General features: G+C 62.4%; 21 protein-coding genes. 2 read left to right on the top strand and 19 right to left on the bottom strand.

Annotated features, from left to right (window positions below; genetic code table 11):
- Window positions 1-8: 8 nt before the first annotated feature.
- From ACIQUG_RS23055 to ACIQUG_RS23005, 11 genes are all read right to left on the bottom strand, one after another.
- Complete coding sequence (locus ACIQUG_RS23055; RefSeq protein ID WP_402324325.1) at window positions 9-1,229, bottom strand: PotD/PotF family extracellular solute-binding protein; 1,221 nt, start codon at window positions 1,227-1,229, stop codon at window positions 9-11.
- The gene (locus ACIQUG_RS23050) at window positions 1,226-2,305 is read right to left on the bottom strand and encodes a CobW family GTP-binding protein (RefSeq protein ID WP_402324324.1); all 1,080 of its coding nucleotides are present in this window, start codon (window positions 2,303-2,305) and stop codon (window positions 1,226-1,228) included. Before ACIQUG_RS23050 ends, ACIQUG_RS23055 begins: the two co-directional genes overlap by 4 nt.
- On the bottom strand, window positions 2,305-2,628 hold the full coding sequence (locus ACIQUG_RS23045) for a hypothetical protein (protein ID WP_402324323.1): 324 nt from the start codon (window positions 2,626-2,628) through the stop codon (window positions 2,305-2,307). The genes ACIQUG_RS23050 and ACIQUG_RS23045 overlap by 1 nt, the downstream gene beginning before the upstream one ends.
- 53 nt (window positions 2,629-2,681) lie before the next feature.
- Window positions 2,682-3,563: a polysaccharide deacetylase gene (locus ACIQUG_RS23040; protein WP_402324322.1), complete on the bottom strand. Its 882-nt coding sequence runs from the start codon at window positions 3,561-3,563 to the stop codon at window positions 2,682-2,684.
- 34 nt (window positions 3,564-3,597) lie between these two features.
- Complete coding sequence (locus tag ACIQUG_RS23035; protein ID WP_192449049.1) at window positions 3,598-4,704, bottom strand: ABC transporter ATP-binding protein; 1,107 nt, start codon at window positions 4,702-4,704, stop codon at window positions 3,598-3,600.
- Window positions 4,705-4,855: 151 nt separating this feature from the next.
- Complete coding sequence (locus tag ACIQUG_RS23030) at window positions 4,856-6,088, bottom strand: PotD/PotF family extracellular solute-binding protein (protein ID WP_402324321.1); 1,233 nt, start codon at window positions 6,086-6,088, stop codon at window positions 4,856-4,858.
- 141 nt (window positions 6,089-6,229) lie between these two features.
- On the bottom strand, window positions 6,230-7,009 hold the full coding sequence (locus tag ACIQUG_RS23025) for an SDR family NAD(P)-dependent oxidoreductase (protein WP_402324320.1): 780 nt from the start codon (window positions 7,007-7,009) through the stop codon (window positions 6,230-6,232).
- A gap of 8 nt (window positions 7,010-7,017) precedes the next feature.
- The gene (locus tag ACIQUG_RS23020) at window positions 7,018-7,764 is read right to left on the bottom strand and encodes an SDR family NAD(P)-dependent oxidoreductase (RefSeq protein ID WP_402324319.1); all 747 of its coding nucleotides are present in this window, start codon (window positions 7,762-7,764) and stop codon (window positions 7,018-7,020) included.
- A complete protein-coding gene (locus ACIQUG_RS23015; protein ID WP_402324318.1) occupies window positions 7,764-8,609 on the bottom strand; it encodes an ABC transporter permease in 846 nt (281 codons plus the stop codon). Before ACIQUG_RS23015 ends, ACIQUG_RS23020 begins: the two co-directional genes overlap by 1 nt.
- Before the next feature lie 2 nt (window positions 8,610-8,611).
- Window positions 8,612-9,502, bottom strand: coding sequence for an ABC transporter permease (locus ACIQUG_RS23010; protein ID WP_371258906.1), 891 nt, complete (start codon window positions 9,500-9,502; stop codon window positions 8,612-8,614).
- 84 nt (window positions 9,503-9,586) lie between these two features.
- Window positions 9,587-10,663, bottom strand: a complete 1,077-nt coding sequence (locus tag ACIQUG_RS23005; RefSeq protein ID WP_402324316.1) for an ABC transporter ATP-binding protein — start codon at window positions 10,661-10,663, stop codon at window positions 9,587-9,589.
- 585 nt (window positions 10,664-11,248) lie between these two features.
- Between ACIQUG_RS23005 and ACIQUG_RS23000 the strand changes: the two genes are divergently transcribed.
- Entirely contained in the window at window positions 11,249-12,259 is a 1,011-nt protein-coding gene (locus ACIQUG_RS23000; protein WP_402324314.1) for a GntR family transcriptional regulator, read from the top strand.
- A gap of 176 nt (window positions 12,260-12,435) precedes the next feature.
- Here the strand turns inward: ACIQUG_RS23000 and ACIQUG_RS22995 are convergent, their stop codons facing one another.
- The 5 genes from ACIQUG_RS22995 to ACIQUG_RS22975 form a co-directional block, all read right to left on the bottom strand.
- Window positions 12,436-13,416, bottom strand: coding sequence for a biotin-dependent carboxyltransferase family protein (locus ACIQUG_RS22995; RefSeq protein WP_402324313.1), 981 nt, complete (start codon window positions 13,414-13,416; stop codon window positions 12,436-12,438).
- Window positions 13,406-14,281 (bottom strand): allophanate hydrolase subunit 1, encoded by an 876-nt coding sequence (locus ACIQUG_RS22990; RefSeq protein WP_402324312.1) that lies wholly within the window; start codon window positions 14,279-14,281, stop codon window positions 13,406-13,408. The genes ACIQUG_RS22995 and ACIQUG_RS22990 overlap by 11 nt, the downstream gene beginning before the upstream one ends.
- Window positions 14,281-15,666, bottom strand: a complete 1,386-nt coding sequence (locus ACIQUG_RS22985) for an acetyl-CoA carboxylase biotin carboxylase subunit (RefSeq protein ID WP_402324311.1) — start codon at window positions 15,664-15,666, stop codon at window positions 14,281-14,283. The genes ACIQUG_RS22990 and ACIQUG_RS22985 overlap by 1 nt, the downstream gene beginning before the upstream one ends.
- On the bottom strand, window positions 15,663-15,905 hold the full coding sequence (locus tag ACIQUG_RS22980) for an acetyl-CoA carboxylase (RefSeq protein WP_043621692.1): 243 nt from the start codon (window positions 15,903-15,905) through the stop codon (window positions 15,663-15,665). The genes ACIQUG_RS22985 and ACIQUG_RS22980 overlap by 4 nt, the downstream gene beginning before the upstream one ends.
- 127 nt (window positions 15,906-16,032) lie before the next feature.
- Window positions 16,033-16,809: a 5-oxoprolinase subunit PxpA gene (locus ACIQUG_RS22975; protein WP_192449039.1), complete on the bottom strand. Its 777-nt coding sequence runs from the start codon at window positions 16,807-16,809 to the stop codon at window positions 16,033-16,035.
- A gap of 271 nt (window positions 16,810-17,080) precedes the next feature.
- Here ACIQUG_RS22975 and ACIQUG_RS22970 point away from each other — a divergent pair, with 271 nt between their 5' ends.
- Window positions 17,081-18,007, top strand: a complete 927-nt coding sequence (locus ACIQUG_RS22970) for a LysR family transcriptional regulator (RefSeq protein ID WP_043621689.1) — start codon at window positions 17,081-17,083, stop codon at window positions 18,005-18,007.
- A 141-nt stretch (window positions 18,008-18,148) separates the two neighbouring features.
- Here the strand turns inward: ACIQUG_RS22970 and ACIQUG_RS22965 are convergent, their stop codons facing one another.
- From ACIQUG_RS22965 to ACIQUG_RS22955, 3 genes are all read right to left on the bottom strand, one after another.
- On the bottom strand, window positions 18,149-19,543 hold the full coding sequence (locus tag ACIQUG_RS22965) for a sulfite oxidase (protein ID WP_402324310.1): 1,395 nt from the start codon (window positions 19,541-19,543) through the stop codon (window positions 18,149-18,151).
- A 51-nt stretch (window positions 19,544-19,594) separates the two neighbouring features.
- Window positions 19,595-19,882, bottom strand: a complete 288-nt coding sequence (locus tag ACIQUG_RS22960; protein ID WP_402324308.1) for a hypothetical protein — start codon at window positions 19,880-19,882, stop codon at window positions 19,595-19,597.
- A gap of 333 nt (window positions 19,883-20,215) precedes the next feature.
- Window positions 20,216-21,148 (bottom strand): XdhC family protein, encoded by a 933-nt coding sequence (locus tag ACIQUG_RS22955; protein WP_402324307.1) that lies wholly within the window; start codon window positions 21,146-21,148, stop codon window positions 20,216-20,218.
- Window position 21,149 lies beyond the last annotated feature (1 nt).

Below are 21,149 nucleotides of genomic sequence, written 5' to 3'. Positions count from 1 at the left end.
GACTTCCTTTAGCGCTCGACGAGCTGCATCCAGCGGCGGACCAGATAGTTGTGCTCGTCCATCGTGGTGTTCCAGACGGCAATGCAGTTGGCGCGCTGCCAGTAGGAGCCGCCGCTGCGCACAGAGCCCGCCTTGATACGGATCGTGCCGTCGGGACCCGGCAGATCGGTGGCCGCCGGCAACCCGCCATACCAATAGTCCCACTCCGCCACCGACATGAAGGCGCGGGACCGTTCGGGGGTGGAAATGTAATAGCCCTGGCGGGCGACGACGGCACCCGGCCAACCGGCAATCCACCAGTTGAGATACTCGTAGGCGACGTCGAGCATGCGGCCAGAGAGATGGCGAGCGAGACACAATCCTCCATGCCACGCGCGGTATCCTTCTGCGGGGACGGCCTGCTCGACGGGAACGCCCTGGCCGTTGAGGATGTTGATGCCGGTCGACCACATGCTCTGAATATCCGTTTCGCCGCGCAACATCAGCCTAGCGGCGTCCTCTGCGGTGCGCCAAAAGGCGCGGAAATAGCCATCCTTCTTACGCTCTTCCAGCAGCCCGATCAGGCGATCGATCTCATCGACACTCATGCTGCCGATGTTGTCGAAGCTCATGAGGCCGGCAGCTTGAGCCGCGAGCGCTGCATCGAAGATGCCGATTGCCGGCTCGTCGACCAGCGCAGCGCGGCCAGCCCAACGCTCGTCGAGCAACGCCGCCCAACTGTTCATCGCAACCGCGTTCGGCGCCACATCCGTGCGATAGGCAAAACTGTCGAAGTTATGGGTCGTCGGCAACATGGAAACCGACGTCGACGGCGTATCGCCCAGTTCGAGATTGGGCTGGACGAAGAGCTTCTTGACGGGCGCGTCCCCCTGCCCCAACCGTGCATTTGGACCGATATGCCCGGTCTTCGTCAGATCGTTGATTTCGTCCCAAAGCGCAATGCGCCCGATGCTGATCGGCTGGATCGCCCGCCAGTACCAGACGATGTCCAGGTTATGAAAGCACTGGTCATAGATGTCGTAGCTGTCCGGTTCCTGTGCCGCCTTGTGCTGGGTCGTCAGGAAGTCGTTGTTGTCGAACACCACCTCAATGCCGAGGTCCTCTTCGGCGCGCACCCGAAGTTCCTCAAGCAGGGAAATCGCCGTGCCGAGCACCCGGAGCTTCGGCCGGCCGACCAGATGCAGGGCAGGAGTGGGAATTTTCGTTTGATCAGGCTGCTGCTTGCTCATTGGGACGAAAGCCGTTCCTGTAATACCGGTTCTTCGGCAACATCCGAGGTGAGCACGGGCGTCCGATCGAGCGCGAATGCCTCGAACGACCGTTTGAGCAGTCCGACATCGAGACCGTCAACGATAAAGACGATGCGCGAGCGGCGGTCCTCATCCGGCCAGCGCTCCATATGGACAGGCGTATGCACCAGCTGCTGAACGCCGTGGATGGCGACAGGGCGCTCTTCCCCGGCGATATTGAGGATGCCCTTGACCCGCAAAACCCGTTCACCGTGGCGATTGAGCAGCATCGTCAGCCAAAGGCCGAAGGCGGTCCAGTCCACCGCCCTTTCGACCGTCATGACGAATGAGGCCACCGCGGAGGCATGCGCCGTACCATCAGCCGTCGTCAGAACCGTGGGCGCATCGCAATAAAAACCGCTCGACGACTGCAGGCCGCCCGCGCGCAGCGTGGGCCCTTCGTCGATCAGCGCAGCAAGGTCGATGTCCGGTTCGCCAGCCAGCACCAGTGGCGCATCCGGATTGATGATCCGCAGTTTGTCCGATAGTGCCCCGACAGTGCCTGCATCGCTCAGATCAGACTTGGTGACGACCAGGCGATCGGCGACGGCCGCCTGGCGGTTGGATTCGACGTATGTCTCGAGTTGCGTCAGGCCGTTGACCGCGTCGACCGTGGTGATGACGTTTCCCGGGCGAAAGTGATGGCGCAATACCGGATCCGCCTTGATCGTTGAGAGCACCGGAAAGGGATCGGCGAGCCCGGTGCTTTCGACGACAATGCGCCGAAATGGGGGTACGAGCCCACGCTCACGTTTGGAATGCAGGACCTTGATGGCATCGGCGAGTTCACCGCGCACGGTGCAGCAGAGGCAACCGGACTGCAGAAGCACCATGGTGTCGTCGATACGCTCGACCAGATGGTGGTCGAGACCGACTTCGCCGAATTCGTTGATGAGCACCGCGGCGTCGCTGAGCGCCGGGTCGGCAAGCAGGCGCGACAGCAGCGTCGTCTTGCCCGATCCGAGGAAGCCGGTCAAAAGGTTGATAGGCGTGAGCCGCGATATCTCCTCGACCATCACGTTTCCTCCGCCCCGGCAATGAAGGCAGGATCGAGCGGATCGCAGAGCCGGCCGCAGAGCCGTTCGGCCGCCGGCCACAAATGGCCGAGATCCTCGATGATCTCGCTCTTGCCCGTCCGCGTCGACAGCACGAAGGATGCGCCTTGCCAATCGGCAAGCGTCAGGCCGAAGCGGGCAAGCATTGCGTTGGCGATGCGCACACGGTTCGCCCGTTCACGCCGGCGATCGATCCGCTCGACATTGCGGGTGAAGACACCGGGGCGCGCCACGGCGTCCGCCCAATGTTCGTTGCCGCCGAGGATGCCGCAGAGGGAACACATGATGCTGTCCGTTCAAAAGGTCTAAAGGGGGCGGCAGGCCGCCCCCGGGTTGGTTATTTCTTCCGCGGGAAGCGCTTGGCAAAATCGTCGGCGATCTCGTTCATCGTCACGAACTTCACGCCCGGATGCTTGATCATGTGGGCATAGAGCCGCTCGAGCATCATCAGAACCTGCGGGCGTCCGGCGACATCCGGATGGATGGTAATCGGAAACACCGCATAGTCCATCTCGCGATAGACCCAGTCGAACTGGTCGCGCCAGATCTGTTCGATATCGTGCGGATTGACGAAGCCGTGGCTGTTCGGGGACTTCTTGATGAACATCATCGGCGGCAGGTCATCGAGATACCAGGAGGCCGGGATTTCGATCAGATCGGTTTCCTTGCCGCGCGTGAGCGGCACCATCCAGTCCGAAGGCTTCTTCGAATAGTCGATCTTGGTCCAATTGTCGCCGACGCGCACGTAATAGGGCGTGAAGTCGTTGTGCATCAGCGAGTGATCGTACTTGATGCCGCGTTCGAGCAGCAGCTCGTTGGTGACATTGGAGAACTCCCACCAGGGGGCGACGTAGCCGGTCGGTCGCTTGCCCGAGAGCTTGGTGACGAGCTCGATGCACTTGTCGAGCACTTCGGTTTCCTGCTCGCGGGTCATGGCGATCGGGTTTTCGTGGGTGTAGCCGTGAATGCCGATCTCGTGGCCGGCATCGGCAACCGCCTGCATCTGCTCCGGAAACGTCTCGATCGAGTGCCCGGGGATGAACCAGGTGGTCTTGATGCCGAAGCGCTCGAAAAGCTTCAGCAATCGCGGGCTGCCGACCTCGCCGGCAAAAAGTCCGCGCGAGATGTCGTCCGGCGAATCCTCGCCTCCGTAGGATCCGAGCCAGCCGGCGACCGCATCGACGTCGATGCCGAAGCTGCAGAGGATTTCCTTGGCCATGATGTGTGTCTCCTTCGTGTTTTCGTTCAAGAGGTCAGGCTGGGATCACGGTTGCTTCGCCGGGTTGCCAGCTCAAAAGAATGTCGGCGCCGACGGGGAAGGCGTCGGGCTGGTATTTGTCGACGTGGGCCTCCAGCGAGACGGTGCGACCGTCCGGAAGGGCTGCCGTCAAATGCGAGACATGGCCGACGACGTCGAAGCGGCTCACATTTGCGCCGACGACGTTGCCGCCGTAGTTGGCAGCGATCCGGTCACGGTCGACGCGCGCGGCTGCGTGAACCTCGATCGCCTCTGCCGGAATGACGACGTTGACGCGTGACCGTCCGGCGAAGGCGCCGTTGACGCGCCCGGACAATTGGCCGACGGCAGTCGATACCAGAGCCCGCTCGCCGGAGGCGTCGTCGACCTCGCCATGAAAGATGGTGTTGTTGCCGATGAACTGGGCGACGAAGGCCGTGTTCGGCCGCGTATAGAGCTGATGTGGCGGGCTGATCTGCTCGACCCGCCCCTGGTTCATGACAACGATCCGATCCGACAGGGCAAGCGCTTCGGATTGGGCGTGCGTGACGAAGATGAAGGTCACGCCGAGCGTCTTTTGCAGCAGCTTGAGCTCGTTCTGGATCGCCTTGCGCAAATTGGCGTCGAGTGCGCCCAGCGGTTCGTCGAGCAGCAGAATATCAGGCTCGACCACCAGGCCACGCGCCAGCGCGATGCGTTGCCGCTGACCGCCGGACAGCCGGTCGGGCTTCTTGTCGGCAATGTCTTCCAGGCCAAGTGTTGCCAGGATGCGATCGACCTTCGCGTCGCGCTCCGGCTTGGCCATGCCCTTCACCTCCAGACCGTAGCCGACATTGCGGCGCACGGTCATGTGCGGAAAGAGCGCGTAGCTCTGGAAGATCATCGAGGTCGGCCGATGCTCTGGCCTGACGTCGTTCATCCGCTTACCCTTGATCAGCATGTCGCCGGAGGAAATCGCCTCGAAACCGGCGATCATCCTGAGCGTCGTTGTCTTGCCGCAGCCGGAAGGGCCGAGGAACGCGATGAACTCGCCCTTGGCGACGGACAGGTTAAAGTCGATCACGGCAGGCGTGCCGTTGTCATAGACCTTGCCGACATTGTTGAGTTCGAGGTCGAAGATCATCGTGGCTCTCCGGAGCTTGTCTGAAATCACGGCTATCGGGCACATGGCCCCGGCCATCCCGACCGGTTGGTATGTAAGCCGACCGGGTGGTCGCTTGGGGCCATGCACCATGTCTCAAGAACCGGGCGGCACGGCCGCCCGGCCTGTTCGATCAGGCGTTCAGGAACTCGTCCCACTTCTGGATCAGGTGATCGTATTCGTCCGGCCACTGGTGCCAGTAGGCGACGTTCTTGGCGCGCTCTTCGAGCGAGCCGCCGTCGCGCAGGTCCCCTTCCTTGATGCCGCGCTCGGCAGCACCGACCCAGGGCTTGCCCTCGTACCAGAAGGCATATTTCTCCGGCGCCATGACGCTCTTGATGTTGGTCGACGGCGAATAGTAGCCCTGTTCCGAAACGGTGATGCCCGGTTCGCCAGAGAGCCAATAGTCGGCATAGGCGATGACGGCTTCCTTGTTCGTCGTGCCGGCGATCATCGCAGGTCCGATCGCCCAGCCGCGATACCCCTCCTTCGGCACGGCGTAGCGGCATGGCTTGCCTTGCGCCTTGACGGCCATGACGGCCGGCTGCCAGGCGTCGCAGACCACCATTTCGCCCGATGCCATGAGGTTGACGAGTTCGCCGAAATCGCCCCAGAGCGCGCGGAACTGGCCTTCCTTCTTCTTGGAGATCAGGAACTTCGCAGCTTCGTCGATCTCGGCAGCCGTCGCATTGCCGGGGTTCTTGACGTCGGAAAGTCCAAGCGAGTTCATCGCCATCATCGCCTGGCCGATCGCGATCAGCGGGTCGGTGTTGATGCCGGACTTACCCTTCCACTTGGGATCGAAGATCGCGGCCCAGCTATTGGCTTCCTCAGCCGAGAGCACATCCGGATTGTAGCCAATGGAATCGTAGTTATAGACGGCCGGCACCATGTTCAGCGAGGACTGGCCGTCGTCGGTCCAGATCTGGCCGACGATCTGGGCGGCCCGGTCCCACTTGTCGCTCGGCGTGGTGAAGGTATCGCGAATGTTCGCCCAGTTCTTCAGCGCCGAAGCCGGGATCGGCTCGACATTGTTGGTCATGACGATCGACGGCAGACGCTCGGCGATGATCTCCCAGCAATCATAGTCCTTGGAGCCGGAAAGGATTTTCGTCTGCGCGTCCGGGAAGGTGGCTGCCGTTCCCGACGTGCCGCCGACGCCGGCTGCCGCCTTGAACTGCTCGAGGATGCGCTCCTGCACAGTGACCGAAAGGCCGATGGTGCGGAGCTGCTGACTGGCGAGATCGCTCGCTTGCGCGAAGGCTGCGCGCGAGGAGAGGAACGGCGTTCCGCCTCCGATCGCGAGCGCCATCACCCCGGCGGAGCGTTTGAGGAGTGAGCGGCGATTGAGTTCCATATTCGGCATTGTCTCTTCTCCAGTTGTCGTTGTTCCCCGGAGGCCGTTTTTTCGGCCCCCTCTTCATCATTCGCCGCCACCGCGGCACTCGGTCCGGAGGCCTGGAGCCGGTCGCTCCCTCTGTGGCCGCCGCACGATTGCAAGGGCGCATCAGTAGCGCCCGACCAGGAGGCCGCCGTCGACGACCAGCACCTGCCCCGTCATGTAGCGAGCGGCATTCGACGCCAGGAACGCGATGACGTCGGCGATGTCTTCCGGCGTGCCGAGCCGTTTCATCGGAATGAAAGCGGCTGCCGCTTCCGCGCCGACGGGCCCCAGCGAGTTCTCCTCGGAAAGCAGTTGCGCCGTGCGGATGTATCCGGGCGCGACGCCGTTGACGCGCACGCCGTCGGCAGCAAGCTCGACCGCCAACCCGCGCACGAGGCCGACGACGCCGGACTTTGCCGCGGAGTAATGGACATGCTCGTCCCAGCCATAGGCGACGCCCATGATCGAGGAGAGCGCGACGATGCTGCCTTCCCCGTGCCGGCGCATGCCGGGCGCCGCGGCACGAGCCAGCCGGAAGATGCCCTTCAGGTCGATATCGAAGGTGAGATCCCACTTGTCGTCGGTAAGTTCGGTCAGCGGCGTGCGATGGGCGATGCCGGCATTGGCAACAACGACATCAATGCGGCCGTGGCGCGCCTCCAGGTCGGCGATGATGGCATCGGTCGCCGCGGTCGAGCGGACGTCATAATAGACAAACTCGGCAGAGCCGCCGGCGGCACGGATCGCCTCTACGGTGGCGATACCTTCACGCTCGAGGATATCGGTCACTACCACATGGTCGCCGGCCGCCGCAAAGGCCTTGGCGGTTGCCTGGCCGATGCCGATGCCGGCACCGGTGACGATGACAATGCGGGACGTCTTGGGAGGGTGTGTCATTTCCATCTTTCCTGTCAAAGCATCACGTCGCCGGAGTTCGGCCCGAGCGTCTGGCCAACGAAGAGGCCGGCTGCCGGCGATGCCAGAAAGGACACCGTGGCTGCGACCTCTTCCGGCTCGCCGAAGCGGCCAAGCGGCAATTGCTGTTTTTTGGCTGCGCGCCAGTCGTCCGAGAGTTCCATCACGAGCGGCGTATTGACTGGCCCGGGCGCGACGGCATTGACGCGAACGCCGCGGCTCGACACTTCACGGGCCAGCGCCTTGGTCATGCCGATGATCGCGGCCTTGGCACCGGAATAGTGGACAAGTTCGACGCCACCGATCTGACCGAGTTGCGAGGCGATATTGACGATCACCCCCTCGCCGCGCTCAAGCATCGGGCGCAGCACCGCCCGGGTCATCAGGAACGTACCGCGCACGTGAACGGCAAACATCCGGTCGAAGTCGCCGATCTCGAGGTTCTCGAACAGCGCCTGATGGGCGATGCCGGCGTTGTTGACGAGGAGTGTCGTCGTGCCATGGGCGCGCTCGCCGGCCTCCACGATCTCGCGAACATCCGCCTCGCTGGAAACATCACCGGCCACAGCAGTCGCCCTGCCGCCTGCCGCAACGATCTCGGCGGCGACGGCCTGGCTGCGCTCGGCAGAAAGATCGTTGACCAGCACAGCATATCCGTCAGTTGCGAGCCTCAAGGCGATGGCGCGTCCGATGCCGGAGCCGGCGCCGGTGACGATTGCTGCGTGAGAGGAAGCGTCTGCCATTACGCCTCCTCCTGGATCGCGACGCGCTTGGCGCGGCGTACCGAAAGCGTCATCAAGGCCGCATAGGTGCCAAGCAGCGCGAAAGAGAACAGCGTCGTCAGCACGCCGAAGGCGAAGACGTTCGGATGCACTTCAACCGAGAAGGTGCCGTAGATCGCCAGCGGCAGGGTCAGATCACGGCCCGAGGCAAAGAGCGTGCGCGAGAACTCGTCATAGGAAAGCGTGAAGGCAAAGAGCATCGCCGAGAGCACGCCGGGGAAGATCAGCGGGAACGTAACCTTGCGGAAGGTACGCGCCGGAGTGACCCCAAGCGACCAGGACGCCTCTTCCATGCTGGGGTCGAAGCGGTTGAAGATCGCAAGCATCACCAGGAAGGCGAAGGGGAACGTATAGACCACGTGCAGCACGAAGGCCGTGCCCCACCAGTGGCGATCGATGCCCAGCGTATTGGCAACGAGCGCCATGCCGAGGCCTACGAGCACGCCCGGTACCATCATGCCGAGCACGATGAGATAGAAGACCACGCCGGAACCGCGGAACTTGCGGCGGAAGGCCTGCGCTGCGGTAACGCCCAGAACAGTCGAGACGATCATCGTCATCACGGCAAGTCCGAGCGAGCGCACCAGTGCCTGTTCGATCGGCAGTGGCGCAATACGCGACGGCGGCGTCAGGCCGAAGAGATGCTGGTACCAATAGGTCGACCATTCGATGATCGGGAACTGCGGTCCGCCTTCCGGCCCGGTCTGGAACGAGAGGATCGCAAGCACCGCAAGCGGTCCGTAGAGGAAGACCAGGAAGAGCCCGGTATAGGCGCCGAGGCCGAGTTTCATGCCGCTGGCGTTCATGATCAGAGTTCCTTCCTGAGGTCGACGACCCTGAGCAAAGCGGCGATGACGGCGCCCATCAGGATGGTGAGGACGACGCCGGCAACCGCGGCAAACGCCCATTTCAACGAGCCGACCTGGGTGACGATGATGTTGCCGAGGAGGTTGACCTTGCGGCCGGAGAGCGCTGCGGACGTGGCAAACTCCCCAAGCACCATCACGGAGACGAAGATCGCGCCGACCACCACACCCGGCATGGAGAGCGGCAGGATGATCGTACGGAAGATCCGCCAGAAGCCGGCCCCCAGATCCTGCGCCGCCTCGATGATGGAGTGATCGATACGGCCAAGCATGAAGGCGATCGGCCCGACCATGAAGACGCAATAGATCTGCGTCATGCCGATGATCACCGAGAGTTCCGAAAACAGGAGGACCTCGATCGGTGTATCAATGATGCCGACGTTCATGAGGATCATGTTGATCGCGCCTTCCTTGCCGAGCATGGGGCGCCAGGCGAGAACGCGAATGAGGAACGAGGTCCAGAAGGGAATGACGCAAAGGACCAGCAGAACCGTCTGCAGCGCCTTGTTCTTGACGAACAGCCCGACATAGAGAGCGGCCGGATATCCGACGAGAACGGTCGCGACGAGAACGATCAGCCAGATACGCACCGTCGTCCAAAGCGCGCCGAGATAGGTATCGCTGGTGAAAAACGTGACCCAGCTCTTCAGGGTCAGTGTCGGCTCGATCTTGAAGGTGGTCTGCGTCCAGAAGGATACGTAGACCATCATCAGCATCGGCAGGACGAGGAACAAGACCATCCAGAGGACGCCAGGGGCGAGGAGCCAGAGCGCCTTTCCGGTGGGTTTCCTTTCAGCGACGGATTCTGCTTCCGTCTGTTCCGCAACGGCCATCATGCTCATCTCTCAATCTCCGGGGACCAGCGCAGCATCGAGGCATTGGCTCTGGCAGTTTCAGTTTCGGGCGCGTGAGGCGTTTCAAGCGTAGACAAGGGCGTCCTCCCGCTTCCAGACGAGCGCATAGCGGCCCTGATCCTCATAGGCTTCGGGGGCGGCATGGCTGAGATGGGTCTCCACTTCGAAGACCCGACCATCATCCAGGGTGAAAAATGAATTGACTGCCGCGCCGGAATACTCGCTGGCAACGAAATTGCCCTCGACGCGGACCTCGTCGCTCCCGATCGCCGCTTCGCGCGGGCGCACGGCAACACGGTCGTAGCGGATCGCATAGGCCGGTTGCGCCGCGCGGGTTGCCGGGCGATTGCCCAACGAAAAGCGCCCGGCACTGCCGACGAAGGCACCGCCCTCCAGACGTCCGGGAAAAAGGTTGTAGCAATTGAGGAAGCGGGCGACCGCCGGTGATGCCGGACGGTTGTAAATCGTATCGGAATCGGCCGATTGCGCGATGCGGCCGCGATCGAGCACCAGGACCGTGTCACCCATTGCCAGCGCCTCGGTCTCACTTCCCGTTACGTGCAGGAAAGTCACGCCGCAGCGCTCCCGGATGGCGCGAAGCTCGGTGCGCATGCGGGCGCGCAGGTTGGCATCGAGCGCACCGAGCGGCTCGTCGAGCAGAACCATGCGCGGTTCGGTGACGAGCGTGCGGGCCAGCGCGACGCGCTGCCGTTGACCGCCGGAAATCTGCGTGACGGCGCGACCTTCCAGACCTGTCAGGCCGACGAGAGCAATGATGTCCTTGACCCGCCCTTCGACCACCCGGCGGTCCGTCACCGCATCGATCTCGCGGTTTTCGAGACCGAAGGCGATGTTCTGGGCGACCGAAAGATGCGGGAACAGGGCGAAATTCTGGAACACGAAGCCGATGCCGCGCTGATGCGGCGCCACGGTGTCGATGCGCTTGCCGTCGAACAGGATGCTACCGCCGTCCGGATCCTCAAAGCCTGCGATGACGCGCAGCAAGGTGGTCTTGCCGGAGCCGCTTGGGCCGAGAAGCGAGATATAGGCGTCGCCCGGCAGCGCGAGATCGATACCATCGAGCGCACGCATCTCGCCAAAAGCCTTGGTGACGTTTTTGAGCTGTAGGACTGTCGACATCGTTTTCCTGCCCGTTATCGCCGACCGGCCATCAGCCAATGCTTCGCCCTCGCCGGCGCCGATCAGGCATCCGAACGCACATGCGATAGCGATCACGCATGGTTCACATGCGCGGCTGAAATCACGGTCCTCTACGATTTAAAAAGTAAGTTCCACCTGCGCGCTTCTTCTGAGCGCTTGCATGTCACGAACCATGACATGAATGATTTTTGTATGCAATAGACTTTTATTCGGTTTTGTCAGATGCAGATTAACGGCAGTCCCGCACTTCAATCCGAGGAAGTGACGCTTCCCTCCGGCCGCAAGACAGTGCGCCTCAAATCATACAGAAACACTATGCAATTGCGGGATCCGCCGGGCGCAACCGCGACGGATCATCAATTTGACTGGCGACCCCTGTCGGCTTCGCAGAGTCCAGTCTCCCACAGATCCGAAACGCCTTCCCATGACAACGCAATGGACAAACGCGCAGAAAAAATGCACATGGGTATTCAATATGCATTTATTTTGCGCTGTCACGATTACCGGCAAGTGGCGTAAAGAAAGGAGACGACTTTGCCAGCCAAACGGAAGATGCCAGACCGCATGAACGAGCCACGCCTCGGCCAAAATCCGCAGCGCCGATACGAAATTGCCGAGGATGTGCTGCGAACGAACATTGCCGAAGGCACGCTGCCGCCCGGCCTCGTGCTGCTCGAAGGACCGATCGCCGACATCCTGCAAATCTCGCGCGCACCGGTGCAGCGTGCTCTCCTGCAGCTCGAAAGCGACGGGCTTGTGCACCGCTTCAAAGGGCGCGGCTATCTGGTCGGTCCACCCGGCCGGGCAATCGAACCGAACCGCACCGACATCAAGACGCTCGGCCTCATCGTTCCCCAACACGCCGACGAGGCCCTGCAAAGCCGCTCGTCCTGGGAGCGCATCTACGATGAGATCGAGAACGACGTGGCCGGCTGCGTGATCTTCGGCCAGTACCGCATCATCGAAAACGAACTCGCCAACCATTTCAACGTCAGCCGCACGGTTGTGCGCGACGTGCTGACCCGCCTGCGCGAGCGTGGGCTCGTGCGCAAGAACCAGAGTTCGCACTGGATCGCCGGGCCGTTGACGGCCCAGACGGTGAAGGATCACTTCATGCTGCGCCGGCTGCTGGAGCCGCAGGCACTGGCGCTTGGCGCGGCGTATGTCGACCGCGACCGGCTGACAGCCCTTTTCAACCGGCTGGTCGCGTTCGGCGAGACGCAGGACGGGGACGGCTGGCTGGGCCTTGAAGACATTCTCGTGGAGTTTACCGAAGCCTGCGTGCTTGCGATGCCGAACGAGCGCCTGCGCGAGTTGATCCGCAACAACCTCCTGCCGGTGACCGCCACCGAAAGACTGCTTCGGCAGTTGGGGCTGCCGGGCGATCCGACCGTCATTGCCGAACTGAAGCTCATTGTCGAGCTGATGACGCGCGGCGCCTATGCGGCGGCAGCGTCCATGCTTGAAAGCCATATCGACGCGTCGCTGAACCGGACGATCGCACAGATGAAGATCGTCGCAATCATTCCCGGCCCCAGCTTTACCGCGGCCTATCTGACCCGGGTCGTCGAATAGAGGGGGTAATGGTCCGAGCCGGGCGTTTCGGACTGATCCGGACGACGACGATCGCAAAATCAGGTCCGCCCTCCTCATCATTCGCCCTCCCGTCGCCAAGCGCCTAGTCGCCGGCTGCAATCGAACTGTTCATGTTGAGGGCCAACGGCCGCTCACGCGGCCGGCGGCCGATAGTGTCACGCCTTTCCGGCGATCGCCGCCCGCAGGGCTTCGAGCCGCCTGCCCTCTTCGGCGCGAGCCGCCAACGCTTCCTCCATCGTCACCTCGACGAAACGGGTGGGCGTATGCGGCTGCAACTGACCGATGAGGTCCATGTCCGCCGAGATCACAGTCCCGACCATGAAGTAGCCGCCACCCGATACGGCGTCGCGATGCAGGATGATCGGCTCCGTTCCGCCCGGCACCTGGATCGAGCCGTAGGGATAGCAACTGTCGACGATGTTCGAAGGATCGGAACCGGCGCCGAATGGCTGGTCGCGATCGACGAAGCTGAGCTTGCGGCCGCCGCGGAAGCGGTAGCCCATTCGGTCGGCTTCCGGCGCCACCTTCCACTCGTCGGCAAAGAAGCTCTGCTTTGCCTCGTCCGTCAGGCGGTCCCAGTAGAGCCCGGGCAGCACCCGTAGTGCGGCAGGTGCCGCAGGTCTGCGGCGCAGGCTTTCGTCAACCGTCAGGCCTTCACGGCCGGCGCCCGTTTGCCCAACCGGCAGCACGTCACCGGCTGCAAGCGCGCGTCCCTTGTACCCACCAAGCGCGCCGATCGGATAGGTCGAGCGACTGCCGAGCGCCTCCGGCACGTCGATGCCGCCGGAGACGGCGATATAGATGCGCGCGCCGGATTTCAGGAAGTCGAAGCTCAGGGTTTGGCCGCCCCTCACCCGAAAGGCCGTCCAGCCCGGCTGCAGCACGTCGTCGACCTTGACCGGCATGTCGGCGCCGGTGACGGCAACGAGCGCATCTTCGGTGAATTCGAGTTTGGGCCCGAGGAAGACCGCCTCAAGCCCGGCAGCGCCTTCATCGTTGCCGACAAGCAGGTTGGCGGCACGCATCGCGTAGCGATCCATTGCGCCACCGAGCGGAATACCGAGATGGAAGTAGCCGGAACGGCCTAGGTCCTGGATGGTGGTCGCCAGACCATGATGCAGCACGTTAATGGCCATTGAGCACACCCTCCAGCTTGGTGTTGTATCCGGCGATATCCTTCTGGAACTCGCGCAGATCGAAGCTGACGTCGCAGATCGGTGGCGCGAAGCGCCCTTTGTCGACATCCTCTACCGCCTGGTCATAGGCGTCGCGATCGATCGGCTTGAACTTCACAATGTCACCGGGGCGGAAGAACACCATGAAATCGCGGAGATAACTGGTCGTCTGCGTCGGGTCGAAGATCGGCATCGGCGTGATGCCGAACATCTGGTAGCCGCCAGCGCCCCGCACCGAATAGATGCAGCCGAAACAACCGCCATGGCCAACCGTCAGCTTCGGCGTATCGGTCCGCGGCCTGAGATACTTCGGCACCTCGATCTGCCGTTGCCGCTCGACCATCTGGTACATGAAGGGCAGGCCTGCAACGAAACCGACCATCGAGACGAACCAGGGCGAGCCTGAGTGGGCGGCTACGAAGTCGGTCACCGCGTCGTATCCGTTGATACGCGCCGCATAGTCGAGGTCGGTACCGCCGGGGTCCTGGTGCCGTTCACGGAAGCGCATCAGCGTTTCGTGCGTCCAGGGGTCGTTGTAAAAGACCGGGATCTCGACGATACGCGTGCGGATGACCGGCTCAGCCCGCTCCGCCGCCCCTTCGATGGCGCGGACTTCCTTCAGGACGTCATCCGGCTTGATGACGTCAGGATCGAACTTGATCTGGAAGGAAGCGTTCGCCGGGCAGATTTCGGTGACGCCGCGGATGCGGCTCTCCCGCACGCCCTTCGCCATGGATAGGCTCTTGAAGAAGGCTTCGAGGGACATCTCGTCGCTGCATTCGACGAACAGATGCTCGTCGCCTCCAAACGTATAACGTGTCGGCATCACGCGACCTCCGCGGTGCGGCCGCCCGAAGCGGCGAATTCGGTTTCCAGCCAAGTTTCGAGAAAGCGGGTGTGGAACGCGCCGGCCGCGACTTGCGCGTCAGCGGCCAGCGCCTGATGCAGGGCGATCGTCGTCGGCACGCCCTCGATCTTCAAATCGGCAAGCGCGCGCGAGAGTCTGGCGAGACACGCTGCCCTGTCCTCGCCCCAGACGATCAGCTTGCCAAGCAAGGAGTCGTAGAAAGGCGGTATCGTGTAGCCCTCGTAGAGCATCGTGTCGAAACGAACACCCTCGCCTTCCGGAACACGCAAACGGGAAATCTTGCCGGGCGCCGGCATGAAGCCGCGTGCCGGGTCCTCGGCATTGATCCGGCACTCGATCGCGTGGCCGCGCACGGCGATGTCCGATTGACGTACGGAGAGCGACGCACCGCCGGCGACACGGAACATCTCCTGCACGAGGTCGATGCCCGTGATCATCTCGGTAACCGGATGCTCGACCTGAATGCGGGTGTTGACCTCGATAAAATAGAAATCCCGGGTTTCATCGTCATAGAGGTATTCGACGGTGCCGGCGCCGCGATAGCCGACGGCCCGGGCGAGCGCGACCGCGCTGTCGCAGAGCTTCTGTCGTACATCTGCAGGCAGGAGGAACGAAGGCGCCTCTTCCCAGACCTTCTGACGGCGGCGCTGCAGCGAGCACTCCCGCTCGAAGCAATGCACGAAGTTCTCGCCGTCACCGAGGATCTGCACCTCGACGTGACGCGCGCGGGTGATGACTTTTTCGAGGTAGAGGCCGCCGTCGCCGAAGGAGGCGAGCGCCTCGGCCGACGCCTGGGGGAACTGCTTGTCGAGTTCCGCCGGATCGTTGACGATGCGGATGCCGCGCCCGCCGCCGCCGGCCGCCGCCTTGATCATGACCGGGAAGCCGGTCTCAGCCGTTACCGCATGCGCCTCTTCCACGCTCGAAATCCGGCCGTTGCTGCCGGGTACCGTCGGCACACCTGCCTTCTCGGCGACGGCACGGGCCTGCACCTTGTCGCCGAGCAACCGGATGGCGTCACCGGAAGGGCCGATGAAGATCATGCCGGCTGCAACCACCGCATCGGCGAAATCGCCGTTTTCCGACAGGAAACCGTAGCCCGGATGCACGGCATCGACCCCGGCACGCTTGGCCGCAGCGATCACGGCGGCAATGTCGAGATAGGATTTCTTCGGCGCCGGCGGGCCGATTTCGACGGCTTCATCCGCGAGCTTCACGGCCAGCATATCCGCATCCGCGGCGCTGTAGACCTGAACCGTGCGAATGCCGAGCGCCTTTGCCGCCCGGATAATGCGCACGGCGATCTCGCCGCGATTGGCAATCAGGACAGAGCGGATGGTCATTGCTCCACCTCGGCGATCACCTGGCCGGCCATCACGGGCTCTTCATTGTCGACGAGGAACCGGATGCTTCCGCCGGTGACGCCCGCCTGGATCTCCTGGAAGGTCTTCATCACTTCGATCAGACCGATCGCCTCATTGGAGGCAACCGCATCGCCGTCCGATTTAAACGGTGGCACATCCGGAGCAGACGACCGATAGAAGGTTCCTGGAAGGGGCGATCGGATTTCGTGCTTGCTCATGGTTGCCTCCGCTTGTCATTTGTTGCCTGGATCACGATGCAACCGGTCGGAGCGACCAAAGCCATAAACGTGATCGGTTCTCATTGGTTGGGGCAGAATGCGGGCGGCGTGCCGCCCACACCTTTCCTCACCCCACTTTAAGCTGTGAAACAGGAGCGATGCGGATACCCTCCGCCGCAAGCGCTTCCCGCATGCGGCGCACGATATCGAGTGCGCCGAGCGTATCGGAATGGAAACAGATGGATTCGAACGCGATCTCGATGTCGCTGCCGGTCACGGTGCGCACGCGCCCTTCCTTGCAGGCGCGCACCACCTTGCGCGCGATCGCGGCCGGGTCGGGACGCCCGGCATCGCGGGTAAAGACGATCGAGCCACTGTCGTCGTAGTCGCGATCGGCATAGAACTCGCGAATGACCGGCTGCCCGACTTCGCGTGCGGCGATGTCCGTCTCCGAACCGGCCATGCAGAAGACGAAGGCGGTCGGTGCCACCGTGCGCATATATTGCAGGAAGATCTGGGAGAGTTCGCGGTTGACCGCCATCTCCATGTAAAGCGCGCCGTGCGGCTTCACATGCTGCAGGCTGGTGCCGTGCCGTCTTGCAAATTCGCGGATGGCGCCCACCTGGTAGACGATATCGTTGACCAGTTCGCGTGCGGTGCCGGCGATCTTGCGGCGACCGAAGCCCTGCAAGTCACGGTAACCCGGGTGCGCCCCAATGCCGACGCCATGCTCGGCGGCAAGCCGCACGGTCTCGTCCATCAGATTGGGATCCCCGGCGTGGAAGCCCGCGGCAATGTTGGCGGAGCTGATCAGCGCCATGAGCGTCGCATCGTCCGTGTCGCCTATGTGCCAGCGACCGAAGGCTTCTCCCATGTCACAGTTGATGTCGACGACGTCGAGCAAGACCATTCCCTTCGATCAGGGCCGCCTCGAAAGCCGGCCAAACCTTCAATAGGGAAACGCTATGAGCATTTATTGCATTTGAAAAATTCTATTTTCATATGCCCCATATCTGCTTTTCAGAATTCGCAGTTGCAAGATCGCCTATGAGAAAATACCGTTAATACGGCCATTTACGCGGATCTGCACGAAACGCGGTCAAGTATCTGCACAAGGAGCGAGCAGGCTTTCTGATTTTCCAGCCTGCGCTATCGAAAAATCAGAAGAGAAGTCGATGTCGATCAGCCTTCGCCAGCTTCGCTATTTCGTCGCCACCGCCGAACTCGGGCAGATCTCGCAGGCTGCCGTCGATCTCTCCATTTCGCAGTCGGCGATTACCACCGCGATCAAGGAGTTGGAGCGCATCGTGGGCGCCAGCCTCTTCCTGCGCACGCCGAGCGGCATGGATCTGACCATGGCAGGCCGTCAGTTTCTCTCGCATGCCTACGAGATCTTGAAGAAGGTCGATGAGGCAACGCATCTCAACGTGGTGAGCAGTTCGGTGGAGGGTACGCTGGCTATAGCCGCCACCTATACGGTGATCGGCTACTTCCTGCCGCAACATATAGAGCGGCTTCGGCGGCTATTCCCGAAGCTCGAGGTCCAGTTGTACGAACTCAATCGTGAGTCGATCGAGGAGGGGTTGCTGACGAACCGCTACGATATGGCCGTCCTGCTCACCTCCAATATCCTCAATCCCGCGCTTCAAACCGAAAAACTCATGAGTTCGACGCGGCGCCTCTGGGTTCCCGCCCAGCATCCGCTGCTTGCGCGCGACAATGTCGGCTTTCGCGAGATCGCGCAGGAACCCTATATCATGCTGACGGTCGACGAGGCCGCTCATACCTCGCTCAAATACTGGAGCGCATCGACCTATCAACCGCGCGTCATCCTTCGGACCTCGTCGGTCGAGGCGGTTCGGTCTCTGGTAGCCAACAGCCAGGGCGTGGCGATCCTCTCCGACATGGTTCACCGTCCCTGGTCACTGGAAGGGCGCCGTATCGAAACGATCGACGTGCGCGACGCAGTTCCGGCGATGGATGTCGGGCTTGCCTGGCGCCGAGGCGCGGAGTTCACGCCGGCCATGACGGCGCTTCGTTCCTATTTCCAGCAGAGCTTTCATCTGCCGGGCGTTCGGTCCAGTTCGTTCGGAGCGGAGTGACCCGTACTGTCCTGTGCCGATCCGGGGAGCCCAGGCTGGGGCTGCACATCGCCTGCGTCGCCAGCAGCAATCGACATTCAGTCCATTTTCGACTAAAAGTTGCATTCTCTCGTATTTTTCGATTGCGGACAAACCCGTTCCTCAGAGCACCCGCGCTGCGACGGAGTGGATCGAGTTATTGCCGTAGCCGAGACGGTTCCACTCGGCGCGCTCGGGTTGCGTGCGGCCTGTCATGTCGGTGGCGCGTGCGCGCACGGTGAGTGGACCGATCTCCTCAAGTCGAGTGATCAACTCCCACCATTGCCAGGCAGAGTGTCGTCGTTCGCCAACGAGCCGCGCCTCGCGCCACGGGCCGCCGTTTAGGCTGACATCGACCCTGGAAATGGCCCCAGTGCCCGACCACGCGACCCCACGGATCGCGGTGTCGCCGCGCGAAAGGCTCTCCCCCTCTCCAGGCGACGATATCAACGCTCGCACGTTCATCAGTTTCACCTGCGCGCGTTCATCGTGCCCATTTCGCGTCCACTCGTACCAGTACTTCTCCGCCTGGTAGTACGCATCGCAGGCTTGGTCGGTAACGCTAATCTCGGTCAGCCACTTGACGGACGCCACCGCATACCAGCCGGGCACAATCAGCCGCAACGGATAGCCATGAAGCGGCGACAGCGGTTCGCCGTTCATGTCATAGGCAAGAATCGCATCCGTTTCCCGAACCTGCTCCAGGCTGAGGCCGCGTTCAAAACGGACGGGCGCATCATGCCCGTCAACGACCCCGCTGTCGGCGCCGCGAAAGGTGAGCTCGCTCGCGCCGGCTCGCAATCCCGCTCGCTCAAGCACGTCCATCAGACGAACACCGGTCCACTCGGCGGTGCTGACGGCGCCTAGCCCCCAGGCTTCGCCGGGCACGACCGGATCGAAGAGGCTGCGGCCGTTGCCAGCGCATTCAAGCGTCACCACCCGGGTTTCGGCATGAAGATTGTGAAGCTCCCTCATGCTCAGTGCCAACGGCCTTTCGACCAGTCCGCCGATCGAAAGCCGGTAGGTGTCACCGCCAAGGGCCGGAATGTCGAAATGATTGCGCAGGTAGAACCGACCGTTTGGCATCACGGCACCGCCTGCAAGGTCCGGCACCGAGGTCTCGCCATTCAACGGATTGACGCTGTGGATGAGAAGACCGGCTTCGGCTGCATCCTGGCAGGCGTCTGCGAGATCAAGTGTATCTGCCGAGACATCCACTGGATGTTCCGCGCATCCACCGCTCGACACCATCGCGGCGAACGTTACCGCTGGCATCACATCGACATCCCCGGCTTCACGGAGGGGTACCAAGAAAGCCTGAAGGATCGCTTCATCCGCTGCCTCGGCAATGAGCACCAGCAAATGTGAGCCCTGCGCGACCGCTTCCCCCTTGATCAACACACCGTGGCGAGCAGCGTTTGGCCGGCTCAAATGGTTCAGGAGCGTCGCGCCTTTGACCGCATCACGCGCCAGGAAGGCTTCGTGCGAGCGGTGATGATGCACAATGAACAACGGCAAGGGGACCTCCATATTCGAGCGGCAGCGAACCGTCAGCTCGGTCTCATACGATCAGCGGTGGTCTTCAGGCCATTTCAGCACCCGCATGATCAAATAGAACCGCGCGGCCTTGCGACCAGAATTACAGCCCGGATTTTTTTGTGCTGCGTGTTTTTGATCACGGCCGGCCTCTCGCTTGAAACGGCCGACCTCTGGATGCTTTCGGCCGATCTGCTCTTCGACATCGAAGGTGACGGCGAAAAAAGCCGTTGGCGGCAAAGTGAGGGCGGGAAAGCAGTTCTGACGCCAGATGACCGTCGATGGTGCTGCGCCCGAGCCGAGCGGCACCATCGACGCCATTGCATTCGTCTCGAGCGCGTGGGTGGAGTGTTCGTCTGCCCCGCCCAGATGGACATAGCGGCGGAGAACGCGGCTAAGCCGTTCCCGCCGATGTATCATGCGGTTTCATTGGCACAAGGCGTGGAGAAGCATTGCCTCGGCGTGCGTTTGAAACATGACGAAAGCGCGGACGTATGTTTTCTGGCCTCGCTTCCAAAACCATCAAGCCAGTCGTGTCCAATACCGCTCATCAAGGGCTCCGGGCGCCAATGCAAGCAATCGGCGTGGCAACAGGCACCGTAGGCGATAGACGCTGGATTGAGCGCCTTTATCGTCGGATTGCGAGAGCTACATTCAATCGAGCCGGAGGCGCGCATGTGCGATATCGGCCACGACCGATACTGCGAGTGAACGTGCATCCCTTGCCTTGTCGAAAAGGCCGATCGGCGCCTTGATGCGATAAAGCAGACGCTCGTCTCCCCCGCCATCACGCAGCAGCTGGCAGCGTTTCGCATGGGTCCGGCGGCTGCCAAGGGCGCCGATGTAGAACGCATGCGACGCCAGCGCTGCGTTGAGCAGCGGCAACTCGCGATCCACGTCGTGGAAAAGCAGCGCGACAGCGGTATCGGCGTCGAGTTCGTCTGGCGACGGTATCTGGCCGCGCCCGAGCGTGACTGTCTCGTAACCGGCCGCAACTGCAATGCGCGCCACCGTGTCGATCTCCAGCGGCGTGCCGGCGATCACGACCCGCGGCCTTGGTCGGTAGGCGCGCACAAAGCAATCGCCATACCAACCGCTTGCCTCCTCACCGCGCTGCAATGAAAGTGTGCGCCTGCCAGGGTGATAGCGCAGTCCCACCGGCGAGCGACGTTGAAGCGCGGATAGCGCCTGGCTCAAGACGGCTGCGTCCTCCAATACATGGATCGCAAGCGTAATGCCGCCGCCACAGGGCAGGACAATATCGAAAAACGGGGACCCCTCGCCAAGTCGAAGAAGACGATCCATGCCCTTGTTCAGGGCAGACATTGCGTCTGCGGCGACGGCCGCTTCGGTGCAACCGCCGGAGACGAAACCGCAATAGAGACCATCGCCGCGCACGACCATTTGCGCGCCAAGGGCGCGCGCCGCACCGCCACGAATGTCGACGAGCGTGATGAGGGCCGTCGGCTGGCCCTCTTCGAGCGATCGAGCAGCAAAGGACAATATCTCGATCGCATCGTCGGACAGGAAGGCCGCGCGCGGTTCTGGCGCAAGCGTTTCCGGATCGGCGGCTATGTGGATCGTCATC

Source organism: Ensifer sp. NPDC090286 (genome assembly GCF_044769565.1).
Taxonomy (GTDB): domain Bacteria; phylum Pseudomonadota; class Alphaproteobacteria; order Rhizobiales; family Rhizobiaceae; genus Ensifer.
The sequence above is the reverse complement of the archived record's forward strand: the minus strand, read 5'-3'. Positions and strand labels throughout refer to the sequence as shown.

Bases quoted from the DNA above. Each gene is read 5' to 3' on its own strand.
- ACIQUG_RS23055 (WP_402324325.1), bottom strand. From the start codon at position 1,229: ATGAGCAAGCAGCAGCCTGATCAAACGAAAATTCCCACTCCTGCCCTG.
- ACIQUG_RS23050 (WP_402324324.1), bottom strand. From the start codon at position 2,305: ATGGTCGAGGAGATATCGCGGCTCACGCCTATCAACCTTTTGACCGGC.
- ACIQUG_RS23045 (WP_402324323.1), bottom strand. From the start codon at position 2,628: ATGTGTTCCCTCTGCGGCATCCTCGGCGGCAACGAACATTGGGCGGAC.
- ACIQUG_RS23040 (WP_402324322.1), bottom strand. From the start codon at position 3,563: ATGGCCAAGGAAATCCTCTGCAGCTTCGGCATCGACGTCGATGCGGTC.
- ACIQUG_RS23035 (WP_192449049.1), bottom strand. From the start codon at position 4,704: ATGATCTTCGACCTCGAACTCAACAATGTCGGCAAGGTCTATGACAAC.
- ACIQUG_RS23030 (WP_402324321.1), bottom strand. From the start codon at position 6,088: ATGCCGAATATGGAACTCAATCGCCGCTCACTCCTCAAACGCTCCGCC.
- ACIQUG_RS23025 (WP_402324320.1), bottom strand. From the start codon at position 7,009: ATGGAAATGACACACCCTCCCAAGACGTCCCGCATTGTCATCGTCACC.
- ACIQUG_RS23020 (WP_402324319.1), bottom strand. From the start codon at position 7,764: ATGGCAGACGCTTCCTCTCACGCAGCAATCGTCACCGGCGCCGGCTCC.
- ACIQUG_RS23015 (WP_402324318.1), bottom strand. From the start codon at position 8,609: ATGAACGCCAGCGGCATGAAACTCGGCCTCGGCGCCTATACCGGGCTC.
- ACIQUG_RS23010 (WP_371258906.1), bottom strand. From the start codon at position 9,502: ATGGCCGTTGCGGAACAGACGGAAGCAGAATCCGTCGCTGAAAGGAAA.
- ACIQUG_RS23005 (WP_402324316.1), bottom strand. From the start codon at position 10,663: ATGTCGACAGTCCTACAGCTCAAAAACGTCACCAAGGCTTTTGGCGAG.
- ACIQUG_RS23000 (WP_402324314.1), top strand. From the start codon at position 11,249: ATGAACGAGCCACGCCTCGGCCAAAATCCGCAGCGCCGATACGAAATT.
- ACIQUG_RS22995 (WP_402324313.1), bottom strand. From the start codon at position 13,416: ATGGCCATTAACGTGCTGCATCATGGTCTGGCGACCACCATCCAGGAC.
- ACIQUG_RS22990 (WP_402324312.1), bottom strand. From the start codon at position 14,281: ATGCCGACACGTTATACGTTTGGAGGCGACGAGCATCTGTTCGTCGAA.
- ACIQUG_RS22985 (WP_402324311.1), bottom strand. From the start codon at position 15,666: ATGACCATCCGCTCTGTCCTGATTGCCAATCGCGGCGAGATCGCCGTG.
- ACIQUG_RS22980 (WP_043621692.1), bottom strand. From the start codon at position 15,905: ATGAGCAAGCACGAAATCCGATCGCCCCTTCCAGGAACCTTCTATCGG.
- ACIQUG_RS22970 (WP_043621689.1), top strand. From the start codon at position 17,081: ATGTCGATCAGCCTTCGCCAGCTTCGCTATTTCGTCGCCACCGCCGAA.
- ACIQUG_RS22960 (WP_402324308.1), bottom strand. From the start codon at position 19,882: ATGGCGTCGATGGTGCCGCTCGGCTCGGGCGCAGCACCATCGACGGTC.
- ACIQUG_RS22955 (WP_402324307.1), bottom strand. From the start codon at position 21,148: ATGACGATCCACATAGCCGCCGATCCGGAAACGCTTGCGCCAGAACCG.